This window comes from Gloeocapsa sp. PCC 7428 (genome assembly GCF_000317555.1).
GTDB lineage: Bacteria > Cyanobacteriota > Cyanobacteriia > Cyanobacteriales > Chroococcidiopsidaceae > Chroogloeocystis.
Genome location: NC_019745.1, coordinates 696486 through 708718 on the forward strand (window position 1 = coordinate 696486; position 12233 = coordinate 708718).

At 44.3% G+C, this 12233-nt stretch carries 12 protein-coding genes; 11 read left to right on the top strand and 1 reads right to left on the bottom strand.

From position 1 onward, the window contains the following. Positions 1-177: 177 nt before the first annotated feature. Entirely contained in the window at positions 178-1110 is a 933-nt protein-coding gene (rbsK, locus tag GLO7428_RS03090; protein WP_015187099.1) for a ribokinase, read from the bottom strand. 296 nt (positions 1111-1406) lie between these two features. Here rbsK and xylB (GLO7428_RS03095) point away from each other — a divergent pair, with 296 nt between their 5' ends. The 11 genes from xylB (GLO7428_RS03095) to GLO7428_RS03140 all read left to right on the top strand — a co-directional run bounded on the left by xylB (GLO7428_RS03095) (position 1407) and on the right by GLO7428_RS03140 (position 11780). Then, the gene (xylB, locus tag GLO7428_RS03095) at positions 1407-2894 is read left to right on the top strand and encodes a xylulokinase (RefSeq protein ID WP_015187100.1); all 1488 of its coding nucleotides are present in this window, start codon (positions 1407-1409) and stop codon (positions 2892-2894) included. Positions 2895-3457: 563 nt separating this feature from the next. Continuing rightward, positions 3458-4492, top strand: a complete 1035-nt coding sequence (locus GLO7428_RS03100) for an ABC transporter substrate-binding protein (protein ID WP_196797449.1) — start codon at positions 3458-3460, stop codon at positions 4490-4492. A 115-nt stretch (positions 4493-4607) separates the two neighbouring features. Continuing rightward, positions 4608-6131 (top strand): sugar ABC transporter ATP-binding protein, encoded by a 1524-nt coding sequence (locus GLO7428_RS03105; RefSeq protein ID WP_015187102.1) that lies wholly within the window; start codon positions 4608-4610, stop codon positions 6129-6131. After that, positions 6128-7129, top strand: a complete 1002-nt coding sequence (locus tag GLO7428_RS03110; RefSeq protein ID WP_015187103.1) for an inner-membrane translocator — start codon at positions 6128-6130, stop codon at positions 7127-7129. The genes GLO7428_RS03105 and GLO7428_RS03110 overlap by 4 nt, the downstream gene beginning before the upstream one ends. Positions 7130-7307: 178 nt before the next feature. Next, positions 7308-8756: a xylulokinase gene (xylB, locus tag GLO7428_RS03115; RefSeq protein ID WP_015187104.1), complete on the top strand. Its 1449-nt coding sequence runs from the start codon at positions 7308-7310 to the stop codon at positions 8754-8756. Between the two features lies 1 nt (position 8757). Beyond that, positions 8758-9828 carry a type I phosphomannose isomerase catalytic subunit gene (locus GLO7428_RS03120; RefSeq protein ID WP_015187105.1) on the top strand — a complete coding sequence of 357 codons (1071 nt, stop codon included), beginning with the start codon at positions 8758-8760 and terminating at the stop codon, positions 9826-9828. 328 nt (positions 9829-10156) lie between these two features. Then, positions 10157-10447: a nucleotidyltransferase family protein gene (locus GLO7428_RS03125; protein WP_015187106.1), complete on the top strand. Its 291-nt coding sequence runs from the start codon at positions 10157-10159 to the stop codon at positions 10445-10447. Then, positions 10444-10680 (top strand): DUF86 domain-containing protein, encoded by a 237-nt coding sequence (locus tag GLO7428_RS03130; RefSeq protein ID WP_231295542.1) that lies wholly within the window; start codon positions 10444-10446, stop codon positions 10678-10680. The genes GLO7428_RS03125 and GLO7428_RS03130 overlap by 4 nt, the downstream gene beginning before the upstream one ends. Positions 10681-10784: 104 nt before the next feature. After that, complete coding sequence (locus tag GLO7428_RS29380; RefSeq protein WP_255348363.1) at positions 10785-10916, top strand: hypothetical protein; 132 nt, start codon at positions 10785-10787, stop codon at positions 10914-10916. 46 nt (positions 10917-10962) lie between these two features. Beyond that, positions 10963-11202 carry a hypothetical protein gene (locus tag GLO7428_RS03135; protein WP_015187107.1) on the top strand — a complete coding sequence of 80 codons (240 nt, stop codon included), beginning with the start codon at positions 10963-10965 and terminating at the stop codon, positions 11200-11202. A 110-nt stretch (positions 11203-11312) separates the two neighbouring features. Next, positions 11313-11780, top strand: coding sequence for a DUF29 domain-containing protein (locus tag GLO7428_RS03140; RefSeq protein ID WP_015187108.1), 468 nt, complete (start codon positions 11313-11315; stop codon positions 11778-11780). Positions 11781-12233: the final 453 nt, after the last annotated feature.

Below are 12233 nucleotides of genomic sequence, written 5' to 3' on the forward strand. Positions count from 1 at the left end.
TTACTTGCTAGATGTGTTGAGAAACTTAATATAAAATCAGTATGCGTTATGGTGAACGACGTATGTATTTATACTGGTAAAAATTCATTGAAAACTCAAAATATTGTGCAAGCTGTAAAGTTTAAAACAAGTCCCTCACTATTTCTTAGTAGTAACTTGTAGATAGAGCTTTTAAAATTATCTAAGTACACTATTTTGCATAAAAGCTTCAACTGTCTCGCGTGTAGGTAGTGAGGACTGTGCGCCTGGCTTGGTAGTTGAAAGCGCACCAGTTGCTGCGCCCCATACGACGGCTTCGCGTAGCAAATATCCCTGAGATAACGCAGCTGCTAATCCACCATTAAATGCGTCTCCTGCGGCAACTGTATCTACAGCTTTTACTGAAAAAGCAGGAATAAAAAAGCTTTCCTCAGCGGTTGCACAGAAAACTCCGGTCGCCCCTAGTTTGATAATTGCCGTTTTAACACCGCGTTGCTGTAACACTCGTGCGGCTTTTTCGGCACTTTCAGGACTATCTACAGTAAAATTCACTAATTGTCCTGCTTCTACTGCATTCGGTGTAATGATATCAACTACTGGATAAAGTTCTGGTGGTAACGCTGTAGGGGCTGGTGCAGGATCTAAAATGACTTTCACACCTGCTTGTTGTGCGGCTTGTGCGGCTTGTTGTACGGCGGAAAGCGGAATTTCTAGCTGTAACAGCAAGACGGATGCTTTTGGTAGCTGCTGCGTAAGACGTTCGATGTCTTCTTCACCTACATTTCCATTAGCACCAGGAATCACGATAATATGATTTTCGGCGTTGTCGTCTACTGCAATGATTGCAACTCCTGAAGTCTTTGATGAATCAATATATACCGCATCAGTTTGGACGCGATCGCTTTGCAGATTTTGCAGTAACTCTTGCCCAAATTGATCTTTGCCAACGCGCCCCACAATCGCCGTAGATATTCCTAACCGCGCTACGGCTACCGCCTGATTCGCGCCTTTTCCTCCTGGTACAGTTGTCAAATTATGACCTAATAAAGTTTCGCCAGGAGTAGGTAAGCGTGGAACTTTGGCAACTAAGTCCATGTTGATACTACCGAAAACGAGGACACGAGAATTCATAGAGCGAAGAGGGGTACTTATTGAAGATTAATCTTTAATCGTTGATTGTCAATTGCTCATTGTTCATTATGAGTTATGGAGACTTTTAGCAACGCTGTTTGAGTTGTAACATTTGTAACAAACCTTATTAGGCGCAGAGGAACTCGTGTCGTGCGGAGGTTTACCCCGTTGAGACAACTAGCGTGCAAGTGGCGTGACACAGCGCAAGCGAAGTAGTAAACGTCTTTCTTTGCAATTTAGGATTGCTAAGGTTGAAGTTACTGTTCTATCTATCAAATAACGCAAGCGAAGAACAAATGACTTTAAGTTTGGTTAAAAATAATGATGTTGCGATAGGTATCGACCTTGGTACTAGCGGAGTGCGGGTTGTTGCTGTTCATCCACAAGGTGCGATCGCTGCCCAAGCAACGCGTAGCTATCCGTTACTCACACCGCATCCTGGTTGGACAGAACAAAACCCCAATGATTGGATTGAGGCAACTTTTGAGGCTTTGACGGAGGTCGTTCAGCAATTACAAGATTACCAAATTATTGGTTTGGGTTTATCGGGGCAAATGCATGGTATGGTTCCGCTTGATGCAGCAGGCAATGTGATTCGACCTGCCATTTTGTGGAACGATCAGCGTACTGGTAAGGCAGTTGCGACGATTGAAACGATAGTGCCGCGACACGAATTGATTCAACGCACTGGTAATCCAGCAATAACGGGCTTTCAATTACCGAAAGTTGTCTGGTTGCGCGAATTAGAACCACAGGCGTTTAGTCGGATGCATCATGTGTTGTTACCAAAAGATTATTTAGGGTATGTACTGACAGGGGAAATGGCGACGGAACCGTCGGATGCTTCGGGTATAGGGTGTTTAAATTTAGGCGATCGCACTTGGGATTTAGATATTCTCGCAGCCCTCAATCTCCAGTCAAGTCTGTTTCCTCAGGTGATCGATTCAACGGCGATTGTCGGCAAATTGAAACCGGAAATTGCCAGTATTACGGGATTACCCGCAGGTTTACCGATTGTGGCAGGTGGGGGTGACAATGCAGCTGCGGCGATTGGCTTAGGACTTTCTAGTACAAATTGCGATCGCGGTAGTCTGAGTCTTGGCACTTCGGGTGTTATTTTTGTCCCTTTGGCGCAACCCGTTGCCGAATCGGAAGGACGAGTACATTTATTTTGTCATGCTGATGGTGGCTATCACTTGTTGGGTGTCACATTAGCAGCGAGTGGTTCATTACGCTGGTATCGCGATACTTTTTTCCCTGATTTTAGCTATGACGAGTTGATCGCGTGGGCAAGCCACGCGCCGCCTGGTGCGAGTGGTGTAATATTTTTACCACATCTAGCGGGCGAACGCAGTCCTTATCTAGATTCTGAAGCGCGTGGCGCGTGGTTGAATTTGTCGTTAGCGCATAGCAAGGCAGAAATGACACGGGCGGTTCTCGAAGGCGTTGCGTATAGTTTACGCGCAGCGTTCGATGTCATGCAGGAGATCGCCCCGATTCATGAACTTGTCGCTACGGGTGGTGGATCGCGATCGCCACTTTGGTTACAAATTATTACGGATGTACTTGGTATCAATCTTGCAAAACCGATGTTAGCCGAAGGTGCCGCCTACGGTGCAGCGTTACTTGCATTAGTCGGCTGTCATGTTTACCCCGATCTAGAAACGTTATTTCAGATTTTGCCTGCAATAGAAGAATATACTCAGCCAACTGCTCATTTGGTTTACGCTGAAGGATTTCATCATTTTACTACCATTTATGCTGCACTCAAAAGTATTAACTAATACGATCTATGGTGGAATAAGCGGACTATTTGTATTATTGCCAGTTACAGGTTACTAGCCATATTGACTCAATATTTTAATCATCAGCTTTTGACTTTATTACAAGTATAATTACTCTTGTTTAAAGGTTTATTTTGTTTCATTACATTAATATTAATCTACAATAAGATTGAGATATATTAAGAGAATATTTTACCAACTTTTGTGCTGAATTGATTAATCCCTGGGATATAAGCTGACAGATGGATGTAAAGTAAAGACCGTGGGGATCATAATTTAAAGATGGAGAGTCAATCAAATAAAAGCCTGCTAAGAGAATGGAACAAGCAAACTAAATACACTTTTTATAAACTTTTTGTCTGTTTTAGTCATAAAAATTAATTTTTAAAAAGGTAGCAGAATTGTCTTAAGCTACGTTGCACTTTGCTCGAACAGCGGGGCTTGAAGAAGAAACAAAATTTAAAAACTAAAGCAGATTTAAAGGTAATATAAAAAGTGGAAAGGGGAAAAGCTTGTAACACTGACAAGCTAGATTGATAGGCAATTTAGTGGCAATTTGAGCAGTGACCGCAGGTCGATATTCTGACTCATCCATACGTGATTTGGTGGAGACAGAAGTGAAAAAAGTAGCGATCGCATTTGGTCTTTTAGGTTTAGTAAGTAGTGCGCTTGTCGGTTGTAATCAGCAAGCGAATCAAAGTGGAACTCAGACAAGTGGTCAAGGTGGTTCTCTTACCTCGGTAGGCGTTACTGTTGGCGATTTGGGTAATCCTTTCTTTGTGCAAATTGGTCGCGGTGCAGAAGCCGAAGCGCAAAAAATTGGTGGGGGGAATGTTAGAACCACGGTTGTTTCGAGTGGGTACGACTTGAACCAACAACTCAACCAAATGGAAAACTTTGTCGCCTCTGGTACCGATCTGATTTTACTCAACGCTGCGGATAGTAAAGGAATTGCCCCCGCAGTTATTAACGCCAAGCAATCGGGGATTCCAGTCGTTGCTGTTGATGTAGATGCAGAAGGTGGTGTTGATGCGACGGTAACGTCAAACAACGTGCAAGCTGGTGAAATTAGTTGTCAGTATATCGTAGACCGCTTGAATGGGCAGGGTAATGTTGTCATCATCAATGGTCCACCAGTTACCGCTGTTATTGACCGCGTGCGGGGTTGCGAGCAAGTTTTTGCGAAACATCCAGGTATCAATGTACTTTCTCGCGATCAAAATGCTGAAGGTAGCCGCGATGGTGGATTACGCGTCATGAGCGATTTACTCACTTCCTTCCCCAGAATTGATGCTGTTTTTGCGATTAACGATCCTACAGGCATCGGTGCCGAACTTGCAGCGCAACAGGCAAAACGCAACGAATTTTTCATCGTTGGTGTCGATGGCGCACCTGAAGCGAAACAAGCGATTGAACGCGAAGGTAGCTTATTTGTTGCCACAGCAGCCCAAGATCCTTTTACGATGGCAGCGCGGGCGGTACAAGTGGGTAACGAGATTCTTCAAGGTAATCCACCCGCAGAATCAACTATTTTGATTCCAGTAACACTCATTACCCGCGATAACGTTGCCGAGTATCAAGGTTGGACAACTAACTAAAGGGGTCAGAGGTCAGGGGTTAGAGGTCAGTATTAAAAGTTACATTAATTAGTACTGTATTTTACTGACTCCTGCCTTCTTGAGCAACTGAAAATCTCACATCTCAAAACCTAAAATGGTAGTAGCGACTGAGACACCGATATTAGAAATGCAGGGGATTGGCAAGGAGTTTCACGGCGTACCTGCATTACAGAACGTAGATTTGCAGATTTTTCCTGGGGAAATTCATGCCTTGATGGGTGAGAATGGTGCGGGAAAAAGTACGTTGATGAAGATTCTGGCTGGGGCGTATGCTGCGGATTCAGGAGAAATTCGGATTGATGGTAAACCTGTGCGGATTCACAATCCAAGTGACGCGCGTCGAGTCGGGATTGCAATTATTTACCAGGAATTGAACTTAGCACCGAATCTGAGTGTTGCTGAGAATATTTTCATGGGAAGTGAGATTACCAAAGCAGGTGCATTTCTCGACCAAGAACAAATGCAGCGAGAAGCTGCTGGCGTTTTAAATACTTTAGGCGCAAGTTTTGGACCAGGTACACTAGTTTCTAGTCTTTCGATCGCCGAACAACAACAAGTTGAAATCGCGCGTGCCTTGAAAGATAAAAGCCGCATTCTGATTATGGATGAACCAACAGCGGCACTTTCGGATCGCGAGACAGAAAGATTGTTTCAGATTGTGCGGCGCTTGCGCAATGATGGCATTGCGATTATTTATATCAGCCACCGCATGGATGAGGTTTATGCCCTAGCAGATCGCATTAGTGTCCTGCGCGATGGAGAATACATTGGCAGTTTGCTGCACAGTGAAATTTCTGCGGAAAAATTGATTCAAATGATGGTGGGAAGACCACTACAAGATTTGTATCAACGTCAGCCCTCGCCGCGCGGGCGTGTCGTTTTGGAAGTGACAAATTTAAGCGACGGGCGCAAAGTGCAACCAGCAAGCTTGCAACTTCATGCAGGAGAAATTGTTGGTTTGTCAGGGTTAGTCGGTGCTGGAAGAACCGAGTTAGCAAGGTTGATTTTTGGGGCTGATGCGAGTGTCAGTGGAGAAGTTGTTTTAGAAGGACGCAAATTAAAGATTTCTAGCCCAGCTGATGCTATTCGTGCAGGGATTGGTTATGTCCCAGAAGATCGTAAAGACCAAGGTTTGTTTCTAGAGATGAGTTCGCGCCAGAATATCACGATGAATGTGTTTGGGCGCGAGTCGAAAGCTGGTGTCGTCAATTGGAAGGCGATTGGTGATATTGCCGCCAAAGCAGTTGATAATCTGCAAATTCGCCTTGCTAGCTTATCGATCAGGGCGATGGATCTTTCTGGCGGTAATCAACAAAAGCTACTCTTGGCGCGGTGGTTAGCAATTAGTCCCAAGGTGTTGTTACTCGATGAACCGACACGCGGGGTAGATATTGGCGCGAAAAACGAGATTTATCACATTATTGCCGCATTAGCAGCACAAGGAGTCGCAGTTTTGATGATTTCGAGTGAACTACCTGAAATTATTGGCATGAGCGATCGCGTATTAGTCATGCGCGAAGGTGTTTTAGTCGGCGAACTTGATAACTCTCCTGGGCAAGAAATTACTCAAGAAAACATTATGACGTATGCAACAGGCGCAGCAGAGGTAGCACCATGAAGCAAATGCAACTTAAACCAGCAAGAAGTAGAATCAATCGCGATCGCACGCGCAAACGCAATCGAGTTGGTAATTTATTTCAAATTGCTGGGATTCTGCCAATTCTGATTATTATTTGCATTTTATTCGCGTTCCTCACTCCTAACTTTCTCACGGTAGGTAATTTGATCAACGTCGTTCGCCAAGCATCGATTAATATCGTGCTAGCAACAGGAATGACGTTTGTCATTTTGACTGGTGGAATTGATCTATCCGTAGGTGCAATCTTAGCTGTCTGTGCCGTTGTCTCTGTTGTTATTTCACTCCTGCCAGGATTTAGCATACTTGCCGTCCCAGCAGCTTTAGCCGTAGGGTTACTCTTGGGTATACTTAATGGTGCGCTAATTGCGTATTTGGATCTTCCACCATTTATTGTGACGCTGGGTGGATTAACCGGATTGCGCGGTGTTGCTTATTTGTTAGCAAACGGAACAACGGTAATAAATCCTAATTTAAATTTTGCTTGGATTGGAAATAATTACTTAGGACCAATTCCCTGGTTGGTGATCATTGCGTTATTAACGGTATTAGTAAGTTGGTTTATTTTGCGCCGTACTGTTCTTGGGGTGCAAATTTATGCGGTGGGTGGTAACGCCCGCGCTGCGCGGTTAACGGGAATTAAAGTTAGTTATGTCCTGTTATTTGTCTACGGCGTAAGTGGTTTGCTTTCCGGTTTAGCTGGCGTTATGAGTGCAAGTCGCCTTTACAGCGCAACCGGAATTTTAGGTACAGGCTACGAACTTGATGCGATCGCCGCTGTTATTCTGGGAGGAACAAGTTTCGCAGGTGGCGTTGGGACAATTATCGGGACTTTAATCGGTGCTTTGATTATTGCTACGCTTAATAATGGCTTGACGCTGTTAAATATCTCTTTCTTCTGGCAATTGGTCGTGAAAGGTTTAGTGATCATTACCGCTGTGATTATCGATCGCTTGCGGACGCGTTCTAGAAGTCGCTAGTTTGATAGAAGAAAGCTTTGTCGTTAAAACCGTAGCTACGCAAGAAGCAGAAAAGAAATGATTTTAAACCACTTCTGGGAGCAGTTTACCCGAACCTGACGGGTGAGTCCACGCAAGTGGACTTAGTTTTTTAGCCGCGACTTTAGTCGCTAGGCGTTCCATTAAATTCACATAGAATATGCTACTTGGCATCGATCTCGGTACTAGTTCGGTTAAAGCATTACTGTTAGACACTCATGGCACTGTCGTTAGTGAAGCGTCTTGTGCGTATGCTGTGAAAGCACCACAGCCAGGATGGGCGGAAACTAACCCCGAACAGTGGTGGAATGCTGTTGCGATCGCCGTTAAAAAAGCGGTAAAAAATCCAGCAGATGTACAAGCGATCGCGCTTTCTGGGCAAATGCACGGTGTTGTTTTAACTGATACAGAAGGTACGCCATTACGTCCGGCAATTCTTTGGGCAGATACGCGATCGAGTGAAATGCTGCACGAATATCATGCACTCGATGCCGATCTTCGTACTAAGCTGGCAAACCCCATCGCGGCAGGCATGGCAGGCGCAAGTTTATTATGGTTACGTCAGTACGAACCCGAAGTTTATACAAAGGCGCGATGGGTACTGCAACCAAAAGACTGGTTACGCTTGCGCCTCACAGGAAAAGTCGCCGCCGAACCTTCCGATGCGTCAGGCACACTGCTGTATGATGTTGTCTCCGATTGCTGGGCGCTGGATGTTGTTGAAGCCTTAGAATTACGTTTTGATTGGCTACCCGAACTCTTACCAGCAAGTCGTAGCATCGCTGGGAATTTAACATCGCCAGCCTCATCATATCTTGAGTTAATTGTCAATACTCCTGTTATTGCAGGTGCAGCTGATACCGCCGCTGCTGCTTTGGGTAATGGTTTAATTCAATCAGGAACCGTGCAACTTACCGTAGGATCTGCGGCACAAATCATCACACCGCGATCGCAGCCAAGCGTCGATCCTCACGGTCGTACACATCTGTATCGCGCCGCGTTACCGCAGCAGTGGTATACATTAGCAGCGATTCAAAATGCGGGACTCGCGTTAGAGTGGGTGAAAGGCGTTTTAGGTTACAGTTGGGAGCAAGTGTATGCTGAGGCGTTTACAGTTCCACCAGGGTGCGAAGGGTTGACGTTTTTACCGTATCTTACAGGCGATCGCACTCCGCACCTCAATCCACACGCACGCGGTGCTTGGGTAGGGTTAGGGCTACATCACACGCGCGCCCACTTAATGCGGGCGGCTTTAGAAGGAGTTGCGTTTAGCTTGAAGCAAGGCTTAGAGGCGATTACAGCAACGGGTGTCACCGTGACTCAATTACGCTTAGCTGGCGGTGGTACTCTGGAACTTGCGTGGCAACAATTGCTCGCTGATGTCTTACAAGTTCCACTCTACACGACAACGATCGCAGCAGCTTCAGCACGCGGCGCAGCAATTTTGGCAGGTATGGGGATTGGCGTATTTCAAGATGCGATCGCCACACCAACATCTGCACACGCAATAACACCAGATAACCCAGATTCCGCTTTAGAAGCAGCTTGGCAACGGTATCAATCACTGTATCCATCGTTACATCGATGGCAAAGTTATTTAGGAGATTGAAATGAATTGGTATCCGATTAAATTAACAACGCACATTCGTAAGTATGCATTTGGGGAAAGAGCGATCGCCGATAAACTTGGCAAGCAAAATTTACCTTCAGAAGGTGTCATTGCCGAAACTTGGGAAATTAGCGATTATCAAGATACAACAGGAACCGTTATCAGTGGTGCGTTTGCAGGTCGCACACTCCATGATTTAGTCACCGAGTATCCTAATGAACTTGTCGGTTCAGGTTGGCGTGGTCCACACTTTCCCATCCTCGAAAAGTTTCTTGATGCTTCGCATATGCTACCCGTGCATCTTCATGCAGACGATGAAACCGCGAAGCGCGTCTACAATGAACCTAATGGTAAAACCGAAGCTTGGCATATTGTTTGGGCTGCACCTGATGCAACGGTTTTAGCGGGACTTAAAGCCGATTTTTCGCGCGAACAACTCTTTGATGCATTTGTTGCGCAAGATTACGACTCGGTGATGGTACGTCACCCGATTCAAACTGGAGATACAGTTTACGTACCTGCGGGAATTATTCACTCATTTGGTCCTGATGCACTCGTATTTGAAGTACAACAAACATCCGATTTAGGTAATTCGGTGATGCCTACAGATTTGTATGGTAAGCAACTGAGTCAAGAAAAGTGGTACGCGAATATTAACAAAGTATTAGATGAACTGCGTACACATTACCAACCACATCCCAATTCAGGACTAGAAATACAACAGGGCGCAAACCGTCGGATTTTTTGTTGTGCAGGACCATATTTTGCACTTGAACGCTTGTTACTGAGCGAACCTTACACCGAACCATCCCATCCACATCGCTGTACCACACTCACAAACGTCGGCGATCCGGTACAACTAGAGTTTAGCGGAGGAAGCGAACAATTAGGACGTGCAGAGTCATGTATTTTACCCGCAATTATTGGAGACATACGTATTATTCCTGACAAAAGTGCAACTTTGATTGCTGGCTATGTTCCTGATTTACAACAAGATGTGATTGCACCTTTACGTGCCGCAGGTTATCAAGAGGAACAAATTCAAAGTTTAGGTGATGTTGATCTGAGTTGATGATACACTGTGATCGCTTAATAGAGTATCTAATTGAACTGTCGTTTAAGAAATAAACTGCTTCATGCAACGCGACTCAATTACATCGCGGCATACAGCTAATGCAGTTTTGAAGTAAGCATGATTGCTTAAAGCATTTTAAGATCAACGAATTGACGATCAAGGCGATCGCACTTGCAGACAAGTAATGAAAGTAAAGTGTTAAAGATATATCGTTAGATAGGATAATCGGTAATAGATATTTTTTCAATGACCAGTTACCAGCCCTTAAGTTGTATTTATTTTTACCCACTTACTTAAAAGTGAAACAGGCGTTTCTAGGGCAAATATGAAAACATTAGATGATGTTAAGCAAGTTTTGAGCCAGAGTAAACCGCGATTGCGACAGTATCAAGTGACGAAGCTGGGTATTTTTGGCTCCTATGCGAGGGGAGAACAAACAATAGATAGCGATCTTGATATTTTGATTGACTACGATCAAGCTCCAACATTATTCCAACTTGTGGAGTTGCGAGACTATCTTAGTGAGCAAGTGGGCTTAAAGGTTGACTTAGTGACTAAAAACGGACTTAAGCCAAGAATTCAAGCGCGGGTTCTGTCAGAAGTTGTCTATGTATGACAAAACGCTCTTTATTAGAATATCTTGATGATATTTTGGAGACGATTGCTGATATTGAAACTTTCACTGATGCTGTTGACTTTAATCAATTCCAACAAAACCGAGAGAAAGTTTTAGCCGTTATCAAATCCATTGAAATTTTAGGGGAAGCCGTTAAGAAAATTCCTGATGAAATTCGTGAAAAACATCCTCAGATTTCTTGGCGCTCGATTGCTGGTATGAGAGATATTTGAGTACACGAATATTAGGGAGTTGATGTTGCTGTTGTTTGGTCTACTGTCAAAGAAGGTATTCCACCCTTGAAGGCTGTCATTACTGAAATTAGACAAAGCTTGTAATGGTTGGTTTTTATCCTATTCACATTATGCTTAGACGCTTCTTCGGCTTGTCTGTGACATCGCACCTCCAGAAAAATTTTAACGCGAGTATTTCGGTGTTTGTGGCGGCGATCGCACCGATTGTCCTTTAGCTGTAGAGCGATTTGTGCCAAAATTGGAATTAGGTCAACTCTTGCTGTGGAACTGGAACAATACTTTGACTTTCTTCGTGCGGATGATATCCGATTGAAAGCGGCGCGCATGGGCATTGAAACGATTCTCTACTATTTGCATAACCAAACTCAGATGACTCAGTACCTAACAGAGTGGTTGGGCTACTGTGCTCAAGGGGAGCGAGAACAGGACGAAAATCCATCGGCGATCGTTGCTCGTTTGAAGCAGATTAAGGCAGAACGCAGCGTTACAGCGCATGGTTAGGTATTTGATTATCGATGCCAAATCACTTGATTGAACATCTTAATCGTGGACAGCATATTCCTGGTATTTTTGTGCTAAGACCAAAGGCATCTTTTTAAGGAGATTCTCTAATGTCCCCAACCCAGAATCTAAACTCCCTCTATGAGCAAGATATTTTGTTGTGGTCAGAAGACACAGTTGCCAAGCTGAAGGCACGGGATTTTGACCATCTGGATATTGAACATTTGATCGAAGAGGTTGAAGCATTGGGAATTTCCCAAAAAAAGGAGTTGATTAGCCGCCTGATTGTCTTATTAGAACATTTACTAAAACGGCTGTATGTGAACTTATCTAATGACTACAACGGTTGGGAGCGAACGATTCGGACTCAGCGGGGAGAGCTAGAAATTTTGTTGGATGCAGTGCCCAGTTTGAGCAGTCGCTGGGAACCTAGTTTTGATAAGGCTTGGCAAATCGCGCTAAAAAATGTGCGTAAGGAATATCCTCAAATCACCTTTCCTTCCGAATGGCAGTACGATCGCTCAATTGAGCCTATATTAAATGGGGACTTTTGGCTGGAATCATCTGAGGAGAACTAATCTGCTATTCAATCGATACAGATTGGCAGATTCTAGTTTTCATCGGTATGTGGCAAAAGCAGGTTATTTGGTTGATTGGGGATTGTAGGAAACGATGATTTTACCGATTAATGTTGGGAACAAGTGAACTTCTTTACTCAATGTTTGAGCGTTTGTTATGTTAGGTGATGCGTAAAGCCTTCGGCATACCAGAAAAGCGCAGCGTAACGCAGACTACAATAGGGGGTATAGTACTCCTGCCAAATTTTATTACTGATTGCGATATTAAGTGATGCGATCGCATCTCAACCATTGCCACTTTAGAAAAGTTTTATGACTGATTACTGAGGTGAAGCGATCGCACAAGATGAATATAAATTAGGAATGATTTAAGCGCTTGTAAAGTAGCTAGATACAGTGACATTGCATTGAACAATCTATCAAGCAAGTATTGCAGGACTAAGCAATGGCACA